The sequence below is a fragment of the Sphaerisporangium sp. NBC_01403 genome, from assembly GCF_045040145.1.
In the GTDB taxonomy this organism is placed as follows: Bacteria; Actinomycetota; Actinomycetes; order Streptosporangiales; family Streptosporangiaceae; genus Sphaerisporangium; species Sphaerisporangium viridialbum.
In genome coordinates this window covers 3,843,173-3,868,336 of sequence record NZ_CP109534.1, presented here as the reverse complement: position 1 = coordinate 3,868,336, position 25,164 = coordinate 3,843,173, and the positions used below count along the sequence as shown (strand labels likewise).

Below are 25,164 nucleotides of genomic sequence, written 5' to 3'. Positions count from 1 at the left end.
ATTGGCGACAGGGGTTCGAGCTCGACACGACCGCGGAATCGGTCTACCAGAATGTCGTGGAGAATCCCAACGTGAGCACGGAGAAGCTCGCCGAGCTCATGGCGCTCAGTGAGGTGACCGTCCAGTTCGCCCTTGAGCATCTGGCCCGGTTGGAGCTGATCACGCGCGTGGCGGGATGCGACGGCTGGACGGCGATCGAGCCGGAGGTCGGCCTGGCCGCCCTGCTGGCCCGGCAGCAGGCCGAGCTGGCACGACATCAGCAGCAGGTGGAGGACAGCCGGCTGACGGTCGCCCGCCTGCTGGCGTCGTGCGGCCAGCGGAGCGCCCAGGACGCCGCCGGTGTCGAGTGGGTCATCGGCGGCTCCGCGGTACGGGCCCGCACGGCCCGGCTGGCCGCCGACTGCCGGGAGGAATACCTGTCGTTCCGGCTCGCCGGCCAGCCGTCGACCAGGGCTCTCGACAGCGCCCGCACGATCGATGAGGACATCCTGGCCCGTGGCGTCCCGTCGCGCTCGATCGTCCTGGACAGCGTGCGCAACGACAAGCCCACCATGGCCTACCTGCGATGGGAGATCGGGGCGGGCGCGGACGTGCGCACCCTGCCGACGTTGCCCGCCAGGGTGCGGATATTCGACCGGCGCCACGCGGTGGTCTCGGTCAGCAACCTCACCGGAATGGCCGGGGCGCTCACCGTCGGGTGCGACGCGGTCGTCGACTCGTTCGTCACGCTGTTCTCGAAGCTGTGGGCGGAGGCCGAGCCGCTGGGAGACTGCCGGCCGCGCCGCGGCGACAATTTGTCGTCGCAGGAGGTGCACATCCTGAAGTTGTGGGCGCAGGGGCACACCGATGCCTCGGCCGCCCGCCGGATGGAGGTGTCCTTGCGCACCGTGCGCCGGCTGTCGGACCGGCTGGCCGAACGCCTCGGGACGCGCAGCCGCTTTCAGCTCGGCGCGGTGGCCATCGCGAAGAGGCTCATCGACCCGGCAGAGCTCTGAACCGGCGTCATCCCGGATCCGTGGCCCCTCCGTCCGGCGGTGACCCGGAACCGATCACCTCGAACCCGGTGGTGATCGTTTCCGGTCGACCCCTGGCAGGGGTTCACGGCTCCGCGCGGTCCGCCTCACCCTGCCTCCGGAGCACCCACGAGGCCGAGCGTCCCGGCGGTGCGGACGCCGCCGAACCGGTCGTTCACCCAGTCGTCGTCGTACACGGTCTTCAGGTAACGGTCACCGAGGTCGGGCGAGATGGCCGCGACGCGCGGCCGGTCGCGGAATCCTTCTTCGCGCCCCGCGATCGCCGCGAGCACCGATCCGGTCGAGCCCCCGACCAGCAGCCCGGTGTTGCGCGCGACCCGGCGGCACTCCCGGATCGCGTCCTCCTCCGGCACGTGGACGACCTCGTCGGCCAGTTCCGGCCGGCACAGCTCGGGACGTCGGCTTGCACCGAGCCCGGGGATCCAGCGGCGGCCCGGCTCGGCGCCGAACGTCACCGATCCCAGCGAGTCCACGGCGATGATCCGGGTGTGCGGCGAGTGCTCGCGCAGGTAGCACGCGCAGCCGACGAAGGTTCCCGTCGAGCCGGTTCCCACGAACAGGTAGTCGATGTGCCGCAGCCCGGCGAGCAGGTTCCTGGCCGTCCGCTCGTAGTGCGCCCTCGGGTTGGCGGGATTGGCGTACTGGTTGAGCCACACCATCTCGGGCTGCCGCCGGAGCCGCTCGCGGACGTAGGTGATGCGCGAGTGCAGGTAACCGCCGTTGGCGTCGGTCTCCCGCACGGTCACGACCTCGGCGCCCAGCGCCCGCATGTGCGCGATGGCCGACTCCGAGGTGTTCGGATCCACCACGCAGGTGAACGGGTATCCCTTGGCCGCGCAGATGGAGCTCAGCGCGATGCCGAGATTTCCCGACGACGACTCGATCACCGGGACGCCCACGGACACGCTGCCGCTGCGTTCCGCGTCCTCGATCAGCCCGATGGCGGTCTTCAGCTTGATCGAGCCGGCCGGGTTGAACCCCTCGATCTTCAGGTAGACGTCGGCGCGCCGCGACAGGTAGGGCAGGGCGACGAACACGTCATCCATGACGGCGTCATAAGCGTTGGCGTATATCACGCGAAGACCTCTCGCTTGTCATGGCGGATCGGTGACTCGCCGGCCCCCCTGGGCGCGTCATGGCTCGCCGCGCCGCGGGACTCCGGCGGGCCCCACAGGTCCTCCGGGCCCGGCTCGCCGGCGGCGTACTTGCCAAGGGCGCTGATCAGCAGCCTCATCTCCAGGGCGAGGGACTCCATGAACCGGATCAGCCCGTGCTCAGGGTCCTCGTCGACGGCGACCAGCGCCGCCCGGCCGAAACCGACCGCCCGGGCGCCCAGTGCCAGGACCTTGACCGCCCGCGCGCCGTCGTACACGCGGCCGCTGGCGAGCAGCGTGCCCGCGGGCGCGCCCAGCCGCCGCAGGCATTCGTGCAGCGGCAGGCCGACGTGATCCAGGAAGGCGCCCGGCGCCCACCCTGTGCCCCCTTCGGCGCCGTCGACCGTGACCGCGTCCGCGCCCGCCCGCCACGCCACGGCCGCGGCTTCGGCCACGTCGCGCGCCGGTGGCAGCTTGACCCAGCACCGCGCCCGCGGATAGTTGTTGCGCATCAGATGGATCTGCTGGCGCAGGATCTCGTCGGTGAACGTGCCCGGGCTGCTGCAGCGCAGCACCGGCCCGCCGGCCAGGAGCCGCTCCATGGCGTACTGGCCGCTGAGACGCCGCGAGGTCTCCTCGTCCACCATGGTCAGGCCGCCCAGCCCCGGCTTGGCGCCCTGGCCGACCTTCAGCTCGAAGGCCAGCCGTCCCGAGTCCATCAACTCCCGCACCGAGGGGTCGGTGTAGACGTGGTTCCAGACCTCGGCGTTGGCGTCCTCGGTGCTCTGCTGGACGACCACTCCTCCGATGGCCTCGGGCACCGCCTCGGTGTAGGCGCTGATCCGTTCCAGCAGGGCGCGGTGCTTCCCGCCGGAACGGAATCCGCTCACCGGGGCCACGTTCTCGCCGATCACCATCGGCAGGCCGAGCCTGCCGGCCTGCCGGGCCAGGGCGCACCCGGCGGCCGCCACCCGCGTCGACCCCAAGGCGGTGAGGAAGAGCGGGAGCGGCGCGTCGAACCCGCCGAACGACGACTCCAGCGACACGTCCGCGTACAAGGGCTCCCTGCCCAGCTCGATCAGCTTCTCCAGCCGCCGTGGCATGAACACCGGCGGTACCAGGCGGTATGCGTCGATCTCGTCCTGCGGCACGGTGGCGCCCGCGCCGAAGACCGTCACGCCGTACTGCTCCATGGCCGGGAACACCGCCGCGCCGCCCTCGCGCGCCCGCCGCCGTACGTCCTGCTCCGGGAATCCCGGCGCTCGCAGTGCGCTCACGGGGACACCACCCCAGGAAGCTTCGGGTAGGCGCTCGCCTGCCAGACCGAGTCCAGCCCGGCCACCCAGCGGGTCAGCCGCTCCAGGCCGATGCCGAAGCCGGCGCTGCCCGGGATGCCCTGCCGCACGACGTCCAGGTACCAGCCGTACTTCGCGGGGTTCTCGCCGGTCTCCCGCATGCGGGTGACGATCTTGGCGTACTCGGACTCGCGTTCGCCGCCGCTGCAGATCTCCCCGCAGTACTCGGGCGCGATCAGGTCGAAACTCATCAGCGTGGACGGCCGCGCCGGATCCTCCTTGTCGTAGAACCCGCGCGAGCCCTTCGGGTAGTCGACGATGAAGAACGGCGCCTCGGCGTGGCCGGAGATGAGTTCCTCGGCCTCCCAGCCGATCTCCGTGCCCGGATCGTGCGGGTGGCCGAGCCGGTCGAGGACCTCGGCGTGGGTCAGCACCTCGAACGGCTGCTCGACGAGCGCCGACAGCTTCGCCGTGTCGCGGCCGACCAGCCGCAGCGCGTCCTCCTGGGTGGCCAGGGCCTTACGCACCGCCTGGCGCACCACCCTCTCGGCCAGGGCGATCGCGTCGTCGCGTGACGCGCCGGCGAACTCGACGTCGATCTGGTGGAACTCCGCCAGGTGCCGGTGGGTGGAGCTGGTCTCCAGCGGCTCCAGGCGTACGTTCGGCGCGATGAAGAACACCTTGTCGAACGCGACCAGGGAGGTCTGTTTGTAGAGGATGGCGCTGGCCATCAGCTTGTACTGGTGGCCGTAGTAGTCCACGTCCACCTGCTTCGCGCCGCGTGCCCCCGGATCGGTCACCGGGCCGATGAGCGGCTGGAACAGCTCGGCGGCGCCCTCCGATGACAGTAACTCGCGCGCACCTGCCACCAGTGCCTGCTGGATCTTGAGCACCGCCTGGGTCTTCGGCGATGTCAGATGTTCCCGGGGACCGGGCACGTCATCCGCAGTCAGCCCCGTGGCGCGCGCCGCGGGCGTGGGCATGGTGCGAAAGTCCTGCTGTGTGGTCATCGTTGAACCTCCCTTAGTGGTGGGCGAAAGCGCCGGTGTCGTAGCGATCCCTGACGTAGGACAGGGCGTGCAGCAGTTCCGCGGATGTCAGCCCGCCCACCTTCGGCCGGCCGCTCGCGTTCGTGATCGGCAGCGCACCGGTCGCCGCCCACTGCAGGCGGCCGTCGTCGGTGATGTAACTGCGGGTACGTCCGGCGTTGTCCGGGTGCAGGCAGTACGGGACGTCCAGGTATCCCAGGGCGAAGGCGGACGTGAGCGCTCTGCCGAGATCGGCGTGCAGGTCGAGCACCCGCTCGATGATCGAACGTGCCTCCGCCTCGATGCCGGTCGTCGCAGGGATGAGAAGGCTTCGCTCGGCCGCCCGCCCGGCCCGCGCGGCGACCCGCAAGGCCGTCACGTTGTCGGAGATGGACGGTATCCGGCTGGCCTCCGAGGCGGTCTTCACGATCAGGCGGGCCGCCCCGCTGCGCTTCGCCAGCCGTGCGGCGGCCGCCAGCAGACTCAGCGCTCCGTCGTGCGTGGCCGGGTACCGGCCCATGTAGGCGTAGATCACTACGTGCCAGGCGACCGAGGGCAGCAGGTCGGCCGCGATGTCGTGCAGCGCCCGGACGGCCTCCTCGTCCTGGCCGGGGTGCGTCTGCTGGGCGTAGCTCAACGAGACGCTCGGGATGCCCTGCTGGACGAAGAACATGCCTTCCAGGACGCTGATCGCGATCAGCAGCGAGGGCGGGCACAACTGCCCGAGCATGCATCCGCCGAAGCTCTCCAGGTGCGGCACGGCGCCTGTCTCCGCCAGGGCGGCGAACCGCCTGGCGGCCTCCCGCCAGGCCTGGACCGACCGGTTTATGGGCGTCCTGCTGTAGGGCAGGCAGTACGAGATCGGTCCCCCCTCGGTGGCGTCCAGCCCGGCCGCCATGAGCGCGCTGAAGATCGGGCCGGGCGACGCGGAGCCGTGGCGTACCTGTACCGGGAAACCGCTGTCGCGGACGCCGTCGAGCATGCCACTGGTGGCCTGCGGGCCCAGCGTCACGATCGGATAGCCGTTGAGCTCGTCAGCCGCGCGCAGCGCGCGCTCGGCCGCTGCGAAGTCGCCGACGCGGGTGTAGCTGTCGAGCGTCACGGTCCCCACGGTGGCGGCGTCCGCGTTCTTCGTGGCGATCAGCCCGGCGCGCATCCGCTCGACGGTGCCGAATCCCATGCGTGGCTGGACCACCAGCGTCCCCGTCCGCCGGGCGCGCTCCATGAACTCGTGGAACGTCCCGGCGGGCGCCGTCGCCCGCGTCATGCCCGCCGCCTCGCGTGCTGTCCCGGCGTGGCCGCCGCCTTGGCCAGCAGGGACCGGAACGCCGGCACGGCGGCGTCGCCGACCAGCACCGCGTCGTAGCCGGCGGCGGCCAGCTCGTCCACGACGGCGCGTTCCCGGTCCTCGCTGACGCAGAGCTTGCCGCCGAGGGCGACCGGCACCCGGGACAGGGAGGGCTCGGCGCGCAACGCCGCGATCACCTGCCGGGCCTCCTGGGCGCCGTGACCGTTCACCGTGCTGATCACGATCAGGTCGGGTACGCGGCGCAGCGATTCGTCCAGGAGCATCGCGACGGGCACACAGGCACCGAGGTTCGCGACCGACCAGCCGATTTCTTCCATCAACAGCTGGACGAACAGCAGATTCCAGGTGTGTGAATCCGATGGAGTGCTGCTGAGCACCGCATACGGCTTCGGTCGCTTCTCGGCGATACAGCTTGGGGACATTCCAGCCACTGGCCTTTCTTGAGAATTGCTATTGCCGTCCGGACCGGGGGTACCGATGCATTGATTATTTCTCGATCCGGATCCGGCCATTACTGGATAGTTATGTCCCCGAATTCGCGGGCATTTCCGGCCGCCGGCCGGTGCTGAGCGCCGAGGCTATTTCCAACACCGATTCCCTGGCGCTGATCATGTCGTGATGGCCGCCGGCGAGATCAATGATCCGCAGCCCGCGGGGGTAGAGCCGCTTCCAGTGGGCCACGTACCGCGCGCGGTCCCCGGTCTGCATCAGTTCCTGTCCCGCCCGGTGGATCTCGTCGCTCACGACGAGAGTGGCCCTGGCCCGCGAGGTGGCGGCGCGATGATCGGCCAGCGCGCGCGATTCCGCGCGAAGGACGTTGTACGGCAGCCATTCGTCGAGATCGACCGCGTCCTCGTCGATGTTCATCGGACCGGCCAGGAGCTTCAGCGCCTGTCGCGTCCGCTCCCGCGCCTGGCCGGTCTCGGCCTGCCCGCGGCGCCACAGCGACTCGGCGCGCCCGAAGATCTCCGCCAGCCCGTCGAACCGTTCCCTTCGATTCGGCCCGGTGACGGCGGGCTCCAGCAGGAAAGCCGAGCCGACCTCATCGGGGCGCATGGCGGCCATCTCATGCAGGATCACCGCACCGGCCGACCAGCCGAGGAGCCGGTAGGGGCCCTCGGGCTGCAGGTTCGCGATCTCCTTCCAGTAGCGCTCGGCCATGGCACGGATGTCATCGAGCGGCGCCTCGCCGTCGGCGAGGCCGGCGGCCTGCACGCCGAGGACACGGAACTCCCCGCGCAGCTCGTCGGCCAGTGCCTGGTAGGAGTGGATCTGGCCGCCCCCGGGATGGATGCAGAAGAGATTGGGCCGCTCTGTGGCCGCCGGCCGTCCCGGCCGCACCTCGGCGATCAGCCCGCTCTGCACAGGCACGGCCTCGCTGAGCGCCTGCGCCAGTTCGTGGATGGTGGGATGCGCCATGACCTGCTGCAATGTCGCCGGACAGCCGGCGCGGCGTAGGCGGGTGATGACCTTGAAGGCGAGGAGCGAGTGGCCGCCGAGGTCGAAGAAGCTGTCGTGGATACCGGGGTCGGGGGTGCCGAGGACGTCCTGCCAGATGGTGGCGATGAGGTGCTGGGTGGGGGTCGTGGGTGGAGTGCGGGTGGTGTGGTGGGTGGTGGCCGGGGCGGGGAGGGCTTTGCGGTCGATCTTGCCGTTGGGGGTGAGGGGGAGCGCGGGCAGGGCGATGTAGGTGGCGGGGATCATGTAGGGGGGGAGCGTGCGGGCGGTGTGGGTTTTGAGCTCGTGGGGTGTGGGCGGGGTGGCGTTGGGAGCGGTGACCAGGTAGGCGGTGAGTCGCTGGACGCCGGGGGTGTCCTCGCGGAGGGTGACCGCGGCGGAGGTGATGGCGGGGTGGTCGGTGAGAGTGGTTTCGATTTCGCCGAGTTCGATGCGATATCCGCGGAGTTTGACCTGGGTGTCGATGCGGCCGATGAATTCGAGCTGTCCGTCGGGGAGCCAGCGGCACAGGTCGCCGGTGTGGTAAAGGCGCTGGGAGTGTCCGGTGAGGTGGTGATGGGTGAATTTCTTGTCGGTGAGCTCGGGCTGGTTGAGATATCCACGGGCGACGCAGATGCCGCCGAGGAGGCATTCTCCGGGGACGCCGATCGGTACGGGCCGGCCGTCGGGGTCGACGACGTAGGCCTGGGTGTTGGTGATGGGGGTGCCGACGGAGACCGGTCCGGTGGCGTCGTCGCCGACGTGGTGGGTGGCGGACATGACGTTGGCGACGGAGCATTCTGTGGCGCCGTATTCGTTGTAGATGACGGTGCCGGGTTGGCAGACGGCGAGTATCCGGCGGGCGAGGTCGGTGGTGAGTTCCTCGCCGCCGAGCACCATGGTGCGCACGGCGAGTTCGGCGCCGGCCGCTTCGGCTGTGGAGACCAGGAGTTCGGCGTGCGAGGGGGTCATCTTGAGAAAGCTGACCGGTGTGCCGGACAGGAGTTGTTCGGTTGCGGCGGCGAACGCTGATTCTCCTGGCTGGGGTACCGGTATGGCGATCGGCAGCCCTTGCATGAGGGGGAGGAACAGGGCGGTCACGGTGAGGTCGAAGGCGACGGGTGAGTAGAGCAGTGTGCCCAGCTCACCGGTGGGCGGGTAGGCCTGGGCGCACCAGTGGAGGTAGTTGACCACGCCCTGGTGCTCGATCATCACGCCTTTGGGTTTTCCGGTGGAGCCGGAGGTGTAGATGACGTAGGCGAGGTTGTGTGGTCCGGCAAGTGGTTCGGGGTCGGTGGTGGGGTGGGTTTCCACTTGGGGCCAGTGGGTGTCGATGAGCAGGTGGGTGGCGTGGCCGGGGAGTCGCTGGGCGAGGCTGTGTTGGGTGATGACCAGGGGTGCGGCGGTGTCGTGGAGCATGTAGGTGAGGCGTTCGGTGGGGTATTCGGGGTCGAGGGGGACGTAGGCGGCGCCGGCTTTGAGGATGGCCAGGAGGGTGATGATGAGGTCGGGGGTGCGGTCGAGGTATACGGCGATGAGGTCTTCGGGGCCGATTCCGTGTGAGCGCAGGTGGTGGGCGAGTTGGTTGGCGCGGGCGTTGAGTTGCCTGTGGGTGAGTACCTGGTGCCCGTGGATGACGGCGGGGTCGTCGGGGCGGGTGGCGGCTTGTTCGGCCACCAGTTCGTGGATGGTCCGCTCGGCGGGGAACGGTCCTGCGGTGTCGTTCCACTCGACCAGCATCTGCCGCCGCTCGGCGTCGGTGAGCATGCTGATCTGGGACAGCGGGGACTGCGGGGCCGAGACGAATCCGGTCACCAGGGCCTGGAAGTGGCCCGCGAGGCGTTCGATCGTCTCCGTGTCGAACAGGGCACGGTCGTAGGCGAACTTGACGTCCACGACCTCGTCGGCCGAGACGACCACGGTGAGCGGATAGCCGGTGCGCTCCACGCAGTGCACGGGCCGGTAATCGACCCCGTCCGGCAGGCTGTCGGAGCCGCGCAGATCCGGATAGTTCTCGAACACGAGGATGGACTGGAACAGCGGCTTGCCCCGCGGGACATCGCTGCACTCCTGCACGTCCACGAGGTGGCAGTGCTCCCACTGCCGGAGCTCGATCTGCTGCTCCTGCAGTTCCCGCAGCCATGCGGCGACCGTGGCCTGGCGGTCGACCCGGGCGCGCACCGGCAGGGTGTTGATGAACAGTCCCACCATCGACTCGATGCCGGCCAGCGATACGGACCGGCCGGAGGTCGTGGCGCCGAACAGCACGTCGTCGTGACCGCTGTAGCGGGAAAGCAGGGCCGACCACACGCCCTGGATCACGGTGTTGACCGTGATCCGCTGCTCCCTGGCGAACCGGCGTACCGCGCCCGACAGCTCCGCGCTGAGGGAGATCTCGAATTCGGCCACCCCGGACCCCGCGCCGGGGCGGCTCGCGACCAGCTCGGTGGGCGCGCTCATGCCCTGTAGGTAGCCGCGCCAGAACTCCCGCGCGCGGGACGAGGGCTGTTCGTGCAGCCACTTCGCGTACCGGACATAGGGGATGGCCGGCGGCAGGCCGGGCTCGCTGCCTTCGACTGCGGCCCGGTAGATCGCGAACAGCTCCTTCTTGAGGAGCTGGATGCTCCACCCGTCCAGCAGGATGTGGTGGAACGACCACATGACCAGGCGGCATTCGTCGGCGGTCCTGATGACCCGCACCCGCAGCAGCGGCGGCCGGGACAGGTCGAAGCCCTGGTTCCAGTCGTCGGCCGCCAGCCGCTTCAGGCGCGCGTCCTGCTCGGCCGGATCGCAGTCACGCCAGTCGAGCGTCTCGCGCGGCAGTTCGGCCGTACGCTGCACGACCTGCACGGGCGTCGACACGTCCTGCCAGACGAACGCGCTGCGCAGGATGGAGTGCCGGTCGACGACGTGCTGCCAGGCGTCCAGGAAGCGCTCGTCGTCGAGCGGCCCGACGATCTTCTCGATCATCTGCACCTGGTACGGGTTGATGCCGTGGCTGTCCTGCACCGAATGGAACAGCATGCCGAACTGCATGGGCGACAGGCCGTAGATGTCTTCCACGTTGGGGGTGCTCATGCGCCGAACTTCCTCATGATCGCGGCCATCTCATCCTCGTTGAGTTCCGCCAGTGGGAGATGCGCCGGGGCGGCGCCGATTCCTTCGCTCTGCTCGGCGGCGATGCCGAGCAACGCGCGAAGGTTGTGGACGATGTTCTCGGCGAAGCGCTCGACCGTGGTCACGTCGTGGATCGCCGTGGAGTAGGAGATCTCGATGCTCAGCCGGCCGTTCTCCACGGCCGCCAGGATGTCCAGGAGATGACGGCGCATCCCGGCCGCGCCGATGGAACGGCCCCTCGGCTCGCGGGGGTCGGCGTACCGGCCGAGGCCCGTGACGCCGGCGGCGAACTGCCCCAGATAGTTGAAGTTGATCTCCGGAGAGGGGTGCGCCAGGGACCGCCGCGCGTGCTCGTCGCCCAGGTACCGCAGGATGCCGTAGCCGACGCCCCGGCGGGGTATCTCCCCGAGCTGCTCGCTGACGTGCTTGAGGAGGATGGCCGGGTCGGTCTCCGACATGCCGTGCAGGTTGATGGGGAAGACGCTGGTGAACCATCCCACCGTCCGCGACGTGTCCACGTCGGGGAACAGGTCCTCCCGTCCGTGGCCCTCCAGGCTGACGCAGGCGGCATCGTCCCCGGTCCAGGCGTGCACCGCGGCGCCCACCGCGCTCAGCAGCGCGTCGTTGATCTGGGTGTGGAAGGCCCGCGGCACGTCCTGCAGCAGGGAGGCCGTCTCGCTCTCGCTCAGCGCGACCGTGACGGCGGCCGAGGAACGCGTGGTGTTGGGCCCGTCATGGTCACGAGGGAGCGTCCGCCGCGTGCCCTGCGACGTCCAGTAGCCGAGTTCGGCGAGCGCGCCGGCCGACCTCGCGTACGTCCCGAGCTTCTCCGCCCAGGTCCGCACGGACGTCGTCTTGGCCGGCAGCAGTGGGTCCCGCCCTTCGGCCGCCTGCCGGTAGGCGGTGCCGAGATCCTCCAGCAGGATCCGCCAGGAGACGCCGTCGACCGCCAGGTGGTGGATCGCGATGAGCAGCCGCTGGCCCCGGCCGGGGCCCAGCTCCATCAGGGCGGCACGGATCACCGGCCCGCCGTCCAGGTCCATCCCGCGCTGCGCCTCGTCGGCGATTCGCGCGATCCGCGGCCACAGCCCGTCGTCGTCCAGCGCCGACAGGTCGTGGCAGGCGAGGATGCCGGGGCCGGCGTCGTCGTCGATGTACTGGCGCCACCGGTCGCCGTCCTTCCTCATCCGCAGGCGCAGCGCGTCGTGGTGGTCGACGAGGGTCAGCAGCGCACGCCGCAGGACCGCGCCGTCCAGGCCGTTGGTCTCCAGCAGCTCGGCCTGGTTGAAGTGGGCCGGGTCGGGCAGCTTCAGCCCGAAGAACCAGTGCTGGATCGGCGTGAGCGGCACCTCTCCCACGAGCTTGGCCTGGTCGGCCAGGATGGGGCTGGTGGACCGGGCGTTCGCGGCGATGGCCGCGACCGTCTGATGCTGGAAGAACATCCTCGGCGTGAGCTGGATGCCGAACTTCTTCGCCCGCGCGATCACCTGCAGGCTGATGATCGAGTCTCCGCCGAGCGCGAAGAAGTTGTCGGTCACGCCGACGTGGGAGACGCCCAGGACCTCCCGCCAGATACCGGCGATGACCTTCTCGGCCGCGCTGTGCGGTGCCGGCGCCGGTCGCGCGTCGGGCGCCGGCAGGGCCTGGCGGTCGACGGTGCCCGCCGCCGTGCGCGGCAGCCGGGGCAGTACGACATAGGCCGACGGCACCTTGAAGGCCGGCAGTCGCTCGCTGAGGAACTGCCGCAGCTCCCGCGCCTCCGGCGGCGCCGGGCCGGCCGGCACCACATAGCCGACCAGTTCCCCGTCGCGCACGGCGGCCGCGGCGTCCGCCACGGCGTCGTGGGCGGCCAGCGCCGTCCCGATCTCGCCCAGCGCGACGCGGTCCCCGCGCACGGTCACCTGGTCTTCGCCGCGGCCCAGGAACCGCAGCTCGCCCGACGGCGACCAGCTCACCAGGTCACCGGTGCGGTACGGGTTCTCGCCGCCGAGCAGCAGCTCTCCGGGTACGCCGACCGGCACCGGCCGCTCGTGCCGGTCGACGACACGGACGACGGCGGGCGGGTCCGGGACGCCGCGGACCTCCGGGGGGATCGTGGCCGTGGCCCCCCAGGCCGCGAGGGCGTCGTGCTCGGCGTCGGTGAGCATGCTGATCTGGGAGAGGGGGGTTGTGGGGTGGTCGGTGAGTCGTTGTAGCAGGGTCGTGTAGTGGCCGGCCATCCGCTCGATGGTGGTTCTGTCGTACAGGTCGGTGGGGTAGTCGATGTGTGCGGTGAGGCCGTCGTCGACCTCATACAGGGTGAGGTTGAGGTCGAATTTGGCGAGGCCGCCGGTGATGGGGGCGGGGTGGACTTCTATGCCGGGGAGGTTCCAGGTTTGGGTTTCTGTGGTGGTTTGCAGGACGAGCATGGTCTGGAAGAGGGGGTTGCGGGTGAGGTCGCGTTGGGGTGCGAGTTCTTCGACGATGCGTTCGAAGGGGAGGTCTTGGTGGTCGTAGGCGGTGAGGGCGGTGTTTTTGACCTGGTGGAGGAGTTCGGTGAAGGTGGGGTCGCCGGTGAGGTCGGTGCGTAGGACGAGGCTGTTGACGAACAGGCCGATGAGGTTTTCGGTTTCGGTGTGGGTGCGGCCGGCGGCGGGGGTGCCGACGGCGATGTCGTTCTGGCCGGTGTAGCGGGAGAGCATGGTCTGGAATCCGGCCAGTAGAGCCATGAAGAGGCTGGCCTGTGCTTGGGCGGCGATGTGGCGCAGGGCGGTGGTCGTGGTGGTGGGGATGGTGAAAGTGACCGCGTCGCCGTGTCCGCTGCGGGTTGGGCGGCGGGGCCGGTCGGTGGGGAGGTTGAGGGGTTGGAGGTCGGCGAGTTGGGTGCGCCAGTAGTCGAGTTGGGTGTGCTGGCGGTCGGTGGTGAGTTGGTGGTGTTGCCAGGTGGCGTAGTCGGCGTACTGGATGGGCGTTGCGGGCAGGCTGGCGGGGGTGTGGGTGGTGGCGGCGGTGTAGAGCTCGCGTAGTTCGCGGGCGAGGATGGCTTCGGACCAGCCGTCGAAGATGATGTGGTGCAGGCAGATCACCAGAACGGCCTCGTCTAGTGCGGTGCGGAGCAGTGTGGTGCGCAGCAGCGGGCCGGTGGCCAGGTCGAACGGGGTGGCGGCGACGGCGTTGACCTGGGTGGTGACGCTGGTCTGGTCGTGGCCGGTCAGGTTGGTGACCGTCACCACGACCGGTGCCGGGGGGTCGATGACCTGGTAGGGCTGGCCGGTGTCGTCGGCGGCGAACCGGGTGCGGAGCGCTTCGTGCCGGGCGACGAGTTGTGTGAGTGCTTCTTGCAGTGCCGCCATGTCGATCGTCCCGGTCAGGTGCAGGGCGATCGGGACCACGTAGTCGGCTCGGCCGGGTTCCAGTTGGTCCAGGAACCACAGTCCCCGCTGGGCGGAGGACAACGGGACCGGCTTCGAACGATCCCGCGGCACCGGCCGCGACTCCTCCTGGCCGGCGGCGCGCATGCCCGGCAGCAGGGCACTCAGCCCGGCGATGGTGGGGGCTTGGAACAGCGCCCGTAGGGGGACTTCCACGTCCAGTTCGCGGCGCAGGCGGGCGATGACCTTGAAGGCGAGCAGCGAGTGGCCGCCGAGGTCGAAGAAGTTGTCGTGGACGCCCGGGTCGGTAGTGCCGAGGACATCGCGCCAGATGCCGGCGATGAGCTGCTCGGTGGCTGTGCGGGGTTGGGCGCGGGTGGTGTCGTGCATGGTGGCCGGGGCGGGCAGGGCTTTGTGGTCGGTTTTGCCGTTGGGGGTCAGCGGCAGTGCGGAAAGGGTCATGAACCCGGTGGGGATCATGTACGGGGGCAGGGTGCGGGCGGTGTGGGCCTTGAGGTCGTGAGGGCTGGGCGGAGTGGCGCCGGGAGCCGGCACAAGGTAGGCGATCAGCCGCTGGACGCCGGGGGAGTCTTCGCGGACGGTGACCGCGGCGGCGGTGACGGCGGGGTGGCTGATCAGGGTGGCTTCGATCTCGCCGAGCTCGATCCGGTATCCGCGGAGTTTGACCTGGGTGTCGATGCGGCCGATGAATTCGAGCTGTCCGTCGGGGAGCCAGCGGCACAGGTCGCCGGTGCGGTACAGGCGTCGCTGATGTCCGCCGAGATGGTGCTCGACGAACCTCTCCTCGGTCAGCTGGGGCCGGTTGAGGTAGCCTCGCGCCACGCATATGCCGCCCAGCAGGCATTCTCCGGCCACTCCGACCGGTACCGGCCGGCCGTCGGGGTCCACCACGTAGGCCTGGGTGTTGGTGATGGGTGCGCCGACCGGGATCGCGCCGGCGGTGTCGTCGTCATCGACCTGGCGGGTCAGTGACATCACGTTGGCCACAGAGCATTCGGTGGCGCCGTACTCGTTGTAGATGACGGTGCCGGGCTCGCACACCGCCAGGATTCGCCGGGCCAGGTCGGTGGTGAGTTCCTCACCGCCCAGGACCATCGTGCGTACGGCGAGTTTCGCTTCGGCCGCCTGGGCCGAGGTGACCAGCAACTCGGCATGGGAGGGGGTCATCTTCAGGAAGCTGACCGACGCTCCCGACAGCAGCTGCTCCACCGCGGCGGCGAACGCTGATTCTCCTGGCTGGGGTACCGGTATGGCGATCGGCAGCCCTTGCATGAGGGGGAGGAACAGGGCGGTCACGGTGAGGTCGAAGGCGACGGGTGAGTAGAGCAGTGTGCCCAGCTCACCGGTGGGCGGGTAGGCCTGGGCGCACCAGTGGAGGTAGTTGACCACGCCCTCGTGCTCGATCATCACGCCTTTGGGCTTGCCGGTGGAGCCGGAGGTGTAGATGACGTAGGCCAGGTTCCGCGGCCCTGCCAGCGGCGGGGGGTCGGTGGCCGGGCAGGCTTCCACTTGGGGCCACTGGGTGTCGATGAGCAGGCGGGCGGCGTGGCCGGGGAGCTGCACGGCGAGGCTGTCCTGGGTGATGACCAGCGGCGCGGCGGCGTCGTCCAGCATGAAGGTCAGCCGCTCGGTGGGGTATTCGGGGTCCAGGGGGAGGTAGGCGCCACCGGCCTTCAAAATCGCCAGCAGTGCGACGATCAGGTCCGGGCCACGCTCCAGGAACACCCCCACCAGGACCTCCGGGCCGACTCCGTGTGAGCGCAGGTGGTGCGCCAGTTGGTTGGCGCGGGCGTTGAGTTGCCCGTGGGTGAGTACCTGGTCCCCGTGGATGACGGCGGGTTCGTCGGGGCGGGCCGTGGCCTGTGCGGCGACCAGTTGGTGGATGGTCTGGTCGGCGGGGAACGGGCCTGCGGTGTCGTTCCACTCGACCAGCATCCGCCGCTGCTCGGCCTCGGTGAGCATGCTGATCTGGGACAGCGGGGTCGTCGGGTGGTCGGCGAGTCCCTGGAGCAAGGTCTGGTAGTGGCCGGCCATCCGCTCGATGGTGGACTTGTCGTACAGGTCGGTCGGGTAGTCGAAGTGCCCGGACAGGCCGTCGTCGACCTCATACAGGGTGAGGTTGAGGTCGAATTTGGCGAGGCCGCCGGTGATGGGGGCGGGGTGGACTTCTATGCCGGGGAGGTTCCAGGTCTGGGTTTCTGTGGTGGTCTGCAGGACGAGCATGGTCTGGAAGAGTGGGTTGCGGGTGAGGTCGCGTTGGGGGGCGAGTTCTTCGACGATGCGTTCGAAGGGGAGGTCTTGGTGGTCGTAGGCGGCGAGGGCGGTGTTTTTGACCTGGTGGAGGAGGTCGGTGAAGGTGGGGTCGCCGGTGAGGTCGGTGCGTAGGACGAGGCTGTTGACGAACAGGCCGATGAGGTTCTCGGTTTCGGTGTGGGTGCGTCCTGCGGTGGGGGTGCCGACGGCGATGTCGTTCTGGCCGGTGTAGCGGGAGAGCATGATCTGGAATCCGGCCAGTAGAGCCATGAAGAGGCTGGCCTGTGCTTGGGCGGCGAGGCCGCGCAGGGCGGTGACCGTTCGGGTGGGGATGGTGAATTTGACCGCGTCGCCATGACCGCTGCGGGTGGGGCGGCGGGGTCGGTCGGTGGGGAGGTGGAGGGGTTGGAGGCCGGCCAGGTGGGTGCGCCAGTAGTTGAGTTGGGTGCCAAGCCGGTCGGTGGTGAGTTGCTGGTGTTGCCAAGCCGCGTAGTCGGCGTACTGGATGGGCGTTGCGGGCAGGCTGGCGGGGGTGTGGGTGGTGGCGGCGGTGTAGAGGTGGCGTAGTTCGCGGGCGAGGATGGCTTCGGACCAGCCGTCGAAGATGATGTGGTGCAGGCAGATCACCAGAACGGCCTCGTCTAGTGCGGTGCGCAGCAGTGTGGTGCGCAGCAGCGGGCCGGTGGCCAGGTCGAACGGGGTGGCGGCGGCGGCGTTCACGTGGGCGGTGATGGTGCTCTGGTCGTGGCCGGTCAGGTCGGTGACGGTCACCGCGACCGGTGCGGGGGGGTCGATGATCTGGTAGGGCTGGCCGGTGTCGTCGGCGGCGAACCGGGTGCGCAGCGCTTCGTGCCGGGCCACCAGTTGTGTCAGTGCCTGTTCGAGCGCCGTCACGTCGACGGGTCCGGTGAGGTGCAGGGCGATCGGGACGACGTAGTCGGATCGGCCGGGTTCCAGTTGGTCCAGGAACCACAGTCCCCGCTGCGCGGACGACAACGGCACCGGCTTCGAACGATCCCGCACAGGCAGGTGACGGGCCTGCTGGTGCCGGATACGGGAGAGCAGACGCGCCTGCGTCGAGCTGTTTTCCATGACTATTCCTCACCTTGGGCGTCGATCAGCTCAAGCAACTGGGACTTGATGCCGGCGATCGACGGCGAAAGAAACAGGCCCCTGAGGCTGATGCGGATGCCGGTCAGCCGCTCCACCTGGTTGACCAGCTGGACCGCCCGGAGCGAGTGGCCGCCGACCTCGAAGAAGCTGTCGTGGACGCCGACGCGGTCCACGCCCAGCAGATCGGCCCACACCTCGGCGAGCGCCTGCTCGATCTCGTCTCGTGGGGCCACGTGGGCCGCGCTGGGCGCGAGGTCCGCGGCGTCGGGCGCGGGCAGCCTCTTGCGGTCCACCTTGCTGTTGGCGGACAGGGGTAGTGCCGGCAGCATCATGAACACGGCCGGGACCATGGCCGGCGGCAGCGCCTCCCGGCACAGAGCGCGGAGTCCGGCGACGTCCGGCTCACCGGCGGCCGGAACGCAGTACGCGACCAGGTGCTTGTCGCCGGTGCCGTCCTCCCACGCCACGACGGCACAGGCCGCGACATCGCGGTGCGACAGCAGAACCGCCTCGATCTCACCCGGCTCGATGCGCACGCCGCGCAGCTTGACCTGGCTGTCGATGCGACCCAGGAGGTCGAGTTCACCGTCGGCGGTGAACCGGCCGAGGTCCCCGGTCTTGTACATGCGGGCGCCGGGATCGCCGGTGAAGGGGTCGGCGGGAAAGCGTTCGGCGGTCAGCCCGGGCCGGCGCAGGTAGCCGCGCCCGACGGACCGCCCGCCGAGATAGACCTCCCCCACCGCGCCGACGGGCACCGGCCGCAGCGAACCGTCCAGCACGTACACCGTCTGGTTCATCATCGGGCGTCCGGCGAGGACGGGGGAGTCCGGCGAGGCGCGCCAGTAGGTCGTGTCCACCGACACCTCGGTGGCGCCGTAGAGGTTGATCAGATCGCCGTCGAACCGGTCGGCGAACCGCCGCACCAGCACCTCCGGCAGTGCTTCGCCGCTGCAGAACGCGTACCGCAGTCCGGTGCAGTCCGCCGGGTCGGCCTGAGCGACGAACATGTCCATCAGGCTGGGGACGAAATGCAGTCCGACGATGCGGTGACGGCGCATGAGCGATCCCACGTGCGCCATGTCCAGGCGAGAGGCCCCCGGCACCAGGACGACCGTGCCCCCCTGCCAGAGCGGCCAAAGGATCTCGTACGCCGAGACGTCGAAGGTCACCGGCGTGGCCTGCAGGAAGCTCTCGCCCGGGTGAATCGGGAACGCGTCCTGCATGCCCGCCATGTAGCTCACGACGCCCTGGTGTTCGATCATCACGCCTTTGGGCTTTCCGGTGGAGCCGGAGGTGTAGATGACGTAGGCGAGGTTGTGTGGTCCGGCCAGTGGTTCGGGGTCGGTGGTGGGGTGGGTTTCCACTTGGGGCCAGTGGGTGTCGATGAGCAGGTGGGTGGCGTGGCCGGGGAGTCGCTGGGCGAGGCTGTGTTGGGTGATGACCAGGGGTGCGGCGGTGTCGTGGAGCATGTAGGTGAGGCGTTCGGTGGGGTATTCGGGGTCGAGGGGGACGTAGGCGGCGCCGGCTTTGAGGATGGCCAGGAGGGTGATGATGAGGTCGGGGGTGCGGTCGAGGTATACGGCGATGAGGTCTTCGGGGCCGATTCCGTGTGAGCGCAGGTGGTGGGCGAGTTGGTTGGCGCGGGCGTTGAGTTGCCCGTGGGTGAGTACCTGGTCCCCGTGGATGACGGCGGGGTCGTCGGGGCGGGTGGCGGCTTGTTCGGCCACCAGTTCGTGGATGGTCCGCTCGGCGGGTAACGGTCCTGCGGTGTCGTTCCACTCCACCAGCATCTGCCGCCGCTCGGCCTCGGTGAGCATGCTGATCTGGGACAACCGGGTCGTCGGGTGGTCGGCGAGTCGTTGTAGCAGGGTCGTGTAGTGGCCGGCCATCCGCTCGATGGTGGTCCTGTCGAACAGATCGCTGCTGAAGTAGATGAAGCCTTTGGCGCTGTGGTCGTCCTGCAGGGTGAGGTCGAAGGTGAGGTCCAGCTGGGAGTCGGTGGCCTGGAGCGGGACGTGGCGAACCTCGATGCCGGGCAGCGTCCAGATCTTGCGGCCTGAGGTGGTTTGCAGGACGAGCATGGTCTGGAAGAGGGGGTTGCGGGTGAGGTCGCGTTGGGGGGCGAGTTCTTCGACGATGCGTTCGAAGGGGAGGTGTTGGTGGTCGTAGGCGGTGAGGGCGGTGTTTTTGACGCGGTGGAGGAGTTCGGTGAAGGTGGGGTCGCCGGTGAGGTCGGTGCGTAGGACGAGGCTGTTGACGAACAGGCCGATGAGGTTTTCGGTTTCGGTGTGGGTGCGTCCTGCGGTGGGGGTGCCGACGGCGATGTCGTTTTGGCCGGTGTAGCGGGAGAGCATGGTCTGGAATCCGGCGAGCAGGGTCATGAAGAGGCTGGCGTGCGCCTGGGCGGCGTTGCGGCGCAGGGCGGTGAGGGTGGCGGCGGGGATGGTGAAGGTGACCGCGTCGCCGTGGCGGTTTGTGGTGGGGCGGCGGGGCCGGTCGGTGGGCAGGTTGAGGGGCTGCAAATCGGCGAGTTGGGTGCGCCAGTAGTCGAGTTGGGTGTGCTGGCGGTCGGTGGTGAGTTGCTGGTGCTGCCAGGTGGCGTAGTCGGCGTACTGGACGGGCAGTGCGGGCAGCGCGGTGGAGGTGCGACCGGTGGCGGCGGCGTAGAGCTCGCGTAGTTCGCGGGCGAGGATGGCTTCTGACCAGCCGTCGAAGATGATGTGGTGCAGGCAGATGACCAGGATGGCTTGGTCGGGTGCGGTGTGCAGCAGTGTGGTGCGCAGGAGGGGGCCGTCGGCGAGGTCGAAGGGGGTCGCGGCGGCGGTGTTGACGTGGGTGGTGACGCTGGCCTGGTCGTGGCCGGTGAGGTCGGTGACCGTCACCACGACCGGTGCCGGGGGGTCGATGACCTGGTAGGGCCGGCCGGTGTCGTCGGCCGCGAACCGGGTGCGGAGCACCTCGTGCCGGGCGACCAGTTGTGTCAGTGCTTCTTGCAGTGCCGGCACGTCGACCGTTCCGGTCAGGTGCAGGGCGACCCGGATCAGATACTCGTTGCCGCCGGGCTCCAGCTGGTCCAGGAACCACAGGCGCCGCTGGGCGGACGACAACGGGACCCGGCCGTCCCGCGGCAGCGGCCGAGGCCCCTGCCCGCCGGCGGTGCGGTTCACCTGCCGGAGCGGCCCCCGGGCGCCGCCGGCCGCCGGAGGCGACGTCCGCCGGGCGCGTGCCACGGCCAGCTCACCCACATGGGCGCTCAGCAGCCGCGCCGTGGGGTTCTCATAAATGGCCTCCGGCGAAATGGCGACGCCGAACTCCTCGGCGATCGCCTTTGTAATCCGCGAGGCGGTCTCGTCGCCGCCGCCCAGCGTGCCGAATTCGCTGTCTCCCTCGATCAGATCCATGGCGAAGACGTCTCGCCAGATGCGAAGGATTCGCGCTTCATCCGCGTACTTGACATTCGTCATCGGGCCCTACCCATCATCTCCACAGGGTGCGGCTTTCATATCGACCATTCGCCAGCCTGTCAGCCCGTACGCCCCCTGCCACCTGGGCGGTTCCAACCGCCCGGCCCAGGGGCACTTCTGTCCAGTGAATGCGCCGGACCGTGGATGACCTCGATGAACACGCCGCACAGGAATGCGGCGGCCGTCATTTCCCGCCATCGGGCGATTGCGTTAATCGCCATTGCCGACTTACGTTCGGCGGCATGAAAAGGCTCCTTTCGGCGCACCAGGCCACTCAGGGAACCATCGTCGATGACATCCGCGGTCACGCCGCCCGTGAACCGCACGCACCCGCGATCGTGACGCCGCAGGCCGTCATCGGCTACCGGGACCTCGCCGACCGGATCGAGCACCTGGCCCGGGCGCTGGCCGCCGCCGGAGTCGGCGCCGAGAGCCGCTGCGCCGTCGTCGCCGAGGACGGTGTCCACACCGTGATCGCGATGGCCGCCGTGATGCGCGCCGGCGGAGCGTTCCTCACCCTCGACCCCGGGCAGCCGGTCCAGCGCCTGCACGCGATGGTCCGCAGCGTGGACGCCCGTTTCCAGATCACCACCGCCGCGCTCGCCGGACGGTTCGCTCTGCCCGTCGGCGGCCCCACCATCATGATCGACCGCCTGAACGACGTGGCGGGGGACGCGCTCCCGGCTCACGTCGCGCCGCGTTCCCTCGCCTACATCAGCCACACCTCGGGGTCGACGGGCACCCCCAACCCCGTCATGATCGAGTACGGCGGGCTGGGCGCCTACCTACGCTTCATCGTCACCGCCGGCGGGCTGGGCCCGCACACCGTGGCGCTGCAGCTCGCGCCGTTCGGCTATGACGCCTCGATCCGGGGCGTCTTCGCGCCGCTGGCCGCGGGGGGCCGCCTGGTCCTGCTGCCCCGATCCACCCTGCTGCGTCCCGCCGCCCTGGCCGACGCGGTGCGGGACTTCGGCGCCAACGCCATCTTGAGCAGCACCCCGACATTGCTGACCGCCCTGGCCCAGGACGAAGATGTCGCCGCACGGCTGCGCGGCCTCGACCTGATCCTCTGCAGTGGCGAGTCGCTGCGCCCCTTCCTGACGGCCGGGGGCAGGCGGCTGGCCGCGGGCCGGCTGGTCAACCACTACGGGCCGACCGAATGCACGATCACCTCGACCTGCTACGAGGTTCCCGATCAACCGGACACCGAGGCCGACCTGATCGGCACGCCGATCGACGGTGTGACGGTCCGCCTGCTCGACCAGAGCATGCGCGCCGTGCCCGACGGCGCGGTCGGCGAGATCTACATCGGTGGCGCGGGCGTGGCACGCGGCTACGGCGGCCGACCGGCCCTGACCGCCCACCGGTTCGTCCCGGATCCCTGCGGTCCACCCGGCGCACGCTTGTACCGGACCGGTGACCTGGCTCGGCGCGGACCCACCGGCATCCTGGAATTCCTCGGCCGCAACGACAGGCAGGTCAAGATCCGGGGCTACCGCGTGGAGCCGGCCGAGGTCGAAGGCGCCCTGCTCAGCCATCCTGCCGTGATCGGGGCGGTGGTCACCTCCGCCGCCGACGAGCGCGGCCGGGTTCACCTCGTCGCCCACGTCACAGGCGCGCCGGCCGAGATCACGGACGCCGCGCTGCGCGCGTACCTGGCGGAGACCCTGCCGCCCCACCTGATGCCGCGGCGGTTCCACCGCGTCGAAAGCATCCCCACCACGCACAGCGGCAAGACCGACCGGGCCGCCCTCGTGGCGCACGCCCCGGCCCACGGCGGCCCGGGCGCCTGACCCGCGGCCGTCCTCCCGAACAGGACGTCCAGCTCCACCAGCTCACCTCCCCGTCTCAGCTCGCCGGCCTTGGAAGGGCGAAACCCATGACGACAACGAACGACGACCGGACGTACACCGCCGACCTGACCGAGCTGGTCGTGGCCGTGTACCGGGAAACGCTGCGCCACGACGGCCTCGGACCTGACAGCGACTTCTACGAGGAGGGCGGGGACTCCATGACCGCCTTCCAGATCATCGCGCGGCTGCGTGCCGCACTCGACGTCGAGATCCCCGTCGCGCTGGTGTTCGCCTGTCCCACGCCCATCGACCTCGCCGCCGCCGTCGCCGACCTCGCCGACGGCCAGGCGGGCGACGCCGCCGGCCTCAACTGAACGGAGAGTCCCGACATGAAGGACGCATCGGCGCCGCACGTCGGCCAGTGGCGGTTGTGGACCCAGCTCTCAGTGCGGGGACCGGGCTTCCCGGCATCGGGGGTGCTGCGCCTGGCACCGGAAGGCCTGGCGGCCGCCGCGGACAAGTTCGGCGCGGGGGAGGAACTGGCGGGGGCCCAGTGGGACGATTTCGAAAAGCGGTTCGGGGCCACGGCGCTGTCGGTGTCGGGGGCGCTGCAGGAGATCGCCGGGCTGCCGTTGTTCCAGTCGGCGGTGGCGTGGCAGAACCGTACGGTCCTGGCATCGGGGATCGGCCCGTTCCTGCGGTGGACGCCGGAGGCGGGCAAGCGGCCGAGCATGGCGCGGCAGCGCGAGGAACTGGTGGCGCACTACTGGCAGCGGTTCTGCGTGAAGAACGACACGATCGGGTTCTTCGGCCCGGTGGGCTGGGGCACGTGGGACCGGTCGGTGCGGGGTGTGGCGGTCGAGCCGGGGGTGGGGCTGGTCGCCGAGTCGGGCGTGTACTTCTCAAGCTGGGCGGTCGACGCGCTGGCACGCTGTGTCAGCGAGGACGCGGCCGTCCGGGAATGGCTGGCGCCACGGCGGATGCCGTTCGTGCGGATGGCCGGCACCGAGGTGAGCGTTCCGGGCCTGCCCCCGGTGCGGGTCGGCCCGGTCGAGCGGGAGGTGCTCCGGCTCTGCGACGGCACCCGGCCGGCCCGCGCCATCCAGCGGGAACTCGGCGCCCACGTCGACGTGCGCGGCGTGCTCGAGACGCTGGTCAGACGCCGCTGGATCGTGTGGCGGCTCGACGTGCCCGCGGACACCTATCCGGAACGCCGGCTGCGTGAGCTCCTCGGCCAGATCGGCGACCCCGGCGTCCGGGATCGGGCCCTGGCCAAGCTGCGGGTCCTCGAACGCGGCCGGGACCGGGTCCGTGACGCGGCCGGCGATCCCGAGGCGCTCGTGGCCGCCCTCGAGGCGCTCGAAACCGAGTTCACCGATCTGACCCAGGTCGCCGCGCAGCGCCAGAAGGGCGGGGGCGCCGCTCCGTGCCGGGCGCTGATCTACTCCGACAGCATGCGCGCCGCCCGGGTCCGGGTCGGCACCGAGCTGCTCGACGCCCTGGCCCCGCTGGACCTGCTGCTGTCCGGGGGAGCCTGGCTGACCTCCACCCTGGCGCAGCGGGTCATGACCCGCGCCCGCCAGGTTCACGCCGAGCAGACCAAAGGCCGCGGCGAGGCCCCACTCGACCTGGCCACCTTCTGGTTCGCGTGCATCCCCCTTCTGCACAGCGGCGCCGTCGCCGACGCGGCGGACCTCAAGCGGGAGTTCGCGAAGTGCTGGGAGGACATCCTGCGTCTGCCGCCCGGCGCGCGACACGTGCGGCTGACCCGCGCCGACATCGCCGACCGGGTCCGCGAGGCCTTCGGCGAGCCCGCCGAGGGGTGGGCCACAGCCCGGTACGCCTGCCCGGATGTGCTGGTCGTGGCGGACGACGCGGACGCGGTGAACCGCGGGGAGTTCGAACTCGCTCTCGGGGAGCTGCACCTGGCCATCAACACGCTGGGCGCGTCGCTCTTCGTCAACCAGCATCCCGACCGCGAGGAGCTGATCGAGCTCACCGACCTCGATCATCCTGGGCCACGCCTGATGCCGCTGCAGCCCAAGGAGCACCGCGCGCGGCTGTCCGCCCGCACCAGATACTCGCTCATCCGGGACCAGGACTACTGCGTCGCGCTGGCGGACTCCAGCGCCGATCCGCGCCGCCCGCGCACGATTCCGAGCGCCGACGTCCTCGTGCGGGACCACGACGGCCGGCTCGTCGCCGTGCTGCCCGACGGGGGCGAGTTCGACCTCGTGGACATCTTCTCGCAGGCCCTGACCATGCTGGTGCTCGACATGTTCCGGATCGTGCCGGAGGACGCCGACCACTTCCCGCGGGTGACGATCGACCGGATGATGGTGGCGCGGGAGACCTGGCGGTTCGATCCGGCGACGATGGAGTTCGCGAACGAGAAGAACGAGGCGAAGCGGTTCGTGCGGGCCGGCCAGTGGCGCGCGGCGCGGGAACTCCCGCGCTTCGTGTTCGTGGTGTCGCCCACCGAGCCGCGGCCGTTCTACGTGGACTTCCACAGCCCTGTGTACGTGAACATCTTCGCCAAGGCGGTGCGCCGGCTGCTGCGCGATGACCCGCAGGGCCGGATCACCATCAGCGAGATGCAGCCCACTCCCGAACAGACCTGGCTGACCGATGACCGGGGCAACCGCTACACGTCGGAGCTGCGCTTCGTGGCCGTCGACGACACCCGGGCCAGGGCCGGCGGCTCGCGTGAGCACCGCTCCAGGCCGCTGCCGCAGCACACGGTCGCCGATCAGGATGCGCTGGTGCGGATTCCCTGAACCGCGGGCCCGCCTCAAGACCGAGTTCGGTAAGGAACGCTACTTATCGGACTCCCCGCCCGGCTTTCAGTATCCAGAA

General features: G+C 70.0%; 12 protein-coding genes. 4 read left to right on the top strand and 8 right to left on the bottom strand.

Annotated features, from left to right (window positions below; all coding sequences use genetic code 11):
* Positions 1-71 precede the first annotated feature (71 nt).
* Positions 72-995 carry a LuxR C-terminal-related transcriptional regulator gene (locus OG589_RS17595; protein WP_405150363.1) on the top strand — a complete coding sequence of 308 codons (924 nt, stop codon included), beginning with the start codon at positions 72-74 and terminating at the stop codon, positions 993-995.
* 125 nt (positions 996-1,120) lie between these two features.
* Here the strand turns inward: OG589_RS17595 and sbnA are convergent, their stop codons facing one another.
* The 8 genes from sbnA to OG589_RS17555 form a co-directional block, all read right to left on the bottom strand.
* A complete protein-coding gene (gene sbnA, locus OG589_RS17590; protein WP_405150361.1) occupies positions 1,121-2,080 on the bottom strand; it encodes a 2,3-diaminopropionate biosynthesis protein SbnA in 960 nt (319 codons plus the stop codon).
* Between the two features lie 26 nt (positions 2,081-2,106).
* Positions 2,107-3,405: a glutamate synthase-related protein gene (locus OG589_RS17585; RefSeq protein ID WP_405150359.1), complete on the bottom strand. Its 1,299-nt coding sequence runs from the start codon at positions 3,403-3,405 to the stop codon at positions 2,107-2,109.
* Positions 3,402-4,433: an asparagine synthetase A gene (locus OG589_RS17580; RefSeq protein ID WP_405150357.1), complete on the bottom strand. Its 1,032-nt coding sequence runs from the start codon at positions 4,431-4,433 to the stop codon at positions 3,402-3,404. The genes OG589_RS17585 and OG589_RS17580 overlap by 4 nt, the downstream gene beginning before the upstream one ends.
* Positions 4,434-4,446: 13 nt before the next feature.
* A complete protein-coding gene (locus OG589_RS17575) occupies positions 4,447-5,718 on the bottom strand; it encodes a methylaspartate mutase (protein WP_405150355.1) in 1,272 nt (423 codons plus the stop codon).
* Entirely contained in the window at positions 5,715-6,182 is a 468-nt protein-coding gene (locus OG589_RS17570; RefSeq protein ID WP_405150353.1) for a cobalamin B12-binding domain-containing protein, read from the bottom strand. The genes OG589_RS17575 and OG589_RS17570 overlap by 4 nt, the downstream gene beginning before the upstream one ends.
* 100 nt (positions 6,183-6,282) lie before the next feature.
* Positions 6,283-10,275: an amino acid adenylation domain-containing protein gene (locus OG589_RS17565; RefSeq protein WP_405150351.1), complete on the bottom strand. Its 3,993-nt coding sequence runs from the start codon at positions 10,273-10,275 to the stop codon at positions 6,283-6,285.
* Positions 10,272-17,030 (bottom strand): amino acid adenylation domain-containing protein, encoded by a 6,759-nt coding sequence (locus OG589_RS17560; protein WP_405150349.1) that lies wholly within the window; start codon positions 17,028-17,030, stop codon positions 10,272-10,274. The genes OG589_RS17565 and OG589_RS17560 overlap by 4 nt, the downstream gene beginning before the upstream one ends.
* Positions 17,031-17,032: 2 nt before the next feature.
* Positions 17,033-20,515 (bottom strand): amino acid adenylation domain-containing protein, encoded by a 3,483-nt coding sequence (locus OG589_RS17555; RefSeq protein WP_405150347.1) that lies wholly within the window; start codon positions 20,513-20,515, stop codon positions 17,033-17,035.
* Between the two features lie 242 nt (positions 20,516-20,757).
* Here OG589_RS17555 and OG589_RS17550 point away from each other — a divergent pair, with 242 nt between their 5' ends.
* The 3 genes from OG589_RS17550 (at position 20,758) to OG589_RS17540 (ending at position 25,085) form a co-directional block, all read left to right on the top strand.
* Entirely contained in the window at positions 20,758-22,308 is a 1,551-nt protein-coding gene (locus OG589_RS17550; RefSeq protein ID WP_405150345.1) for an amino acid adenylation domain-containing protein, read from the top strand.
* 86 nt (positions 22,309-22,394) lie between these two features.
* Entirely contained in the window at positions 22,395-22,682 is a 288-nt protein-coding gene (locus OG589_RS17545) for an acyl carrier protein (RefSeq protein ID WP_405150343.1), read from the top strand.
* Positions 22,683-22,697: 15 nt separating this feature from the next.
* Positions 22,698-25,085: a lantibiotic dehydratase gene (locus OG589_RS17540; protein WP_405150341.1), complete on the top strand. Its 2,388-nt coding sequence runs from the start codon at positions 22,698-22,700 to the stop codon at positions 25,083-25,085.
* The last annotated feature ends 79 nt before the right edge of the window (positions 25,086-25,164 follow it).

What these genes read in the sequence shown, in the direction of transcription:
- sbnA (WP_405150361.1), bottom strand. Translation starts at nt 2,080, where the DNA reads ATGGATGACGTGTTCGTCGCCCTGCCCTACCTGTCGCGGCGCGCCGAC.
- OG589_RS17540 (WP_405150341.1), top strand. Translation starts at nt 22,698, where the DNA reads ATGAAGGACGCATCGGCGCCGCACGTCGGCCAGTGGCGGTTGTGGACC.
- OG589_RS17580 (WP_405150357.1), bottom strand. Translation starts at nt 4,433, where the DNA reads ATGACCACACAGCAGGACTTTCGCACCATGCCCACGCCCGCGGCGCGC.
- OG589_RS17545 (WP_405150343.1), top strand. Translation starts at nt 22,395, where the DNA reads ATGACGACAACGAACGACGACCGGACGTACACCGCCGACCTGACCGAG.
- OG589_RS17575 (WP_405150355.1), bottom strand. Translation starts at nt 5,718, where the DNA reads ATGACGCGGGCGACGGCGCCCGCCGGGACGTTCCACGAGTTCATGGAG.
- OG589_RS17555 (WP_405150347.1), bottom strand. Translation starts at nt 20,515, where the DNA reads ATGACGAATGTCAAGTACGCGGATGAAGCGCGAATCCTTCGCATCTGG.
- OG589_RS17550 (WP_405150345.1), top strand. Translation starts at nt 20,758, where the DNA reads ATGAAAAGGCTCCTTTCGGCGCACCAGGCCACTCAGGGAACCATCGTC.
- OG589_RS17560 (WP_405150349.1), bottom strand. Translation starts at nt 17,030, where the DNA reads ATGGAAAACAGCTCGACGCAGGCGCGTCTGCTCTCCCGTATCCGGCAC.
- OG589_RS17570 (WP_405150353.1), bottom strand. Translation starts at nt 6,182, where the DNA reads ATGTCCCCAAGCTGTATCGCCGAGAAGCGACCGAAGCCGTATGCGGTG.
- OG589_RS17565 (WP_405150351.1), bottom strand. Translation starts at nt 10,275, where the DNA reads ATGAGCACCCCCAACGTGGAAGACATCTACGGCCTGTCGCCCATGCAG.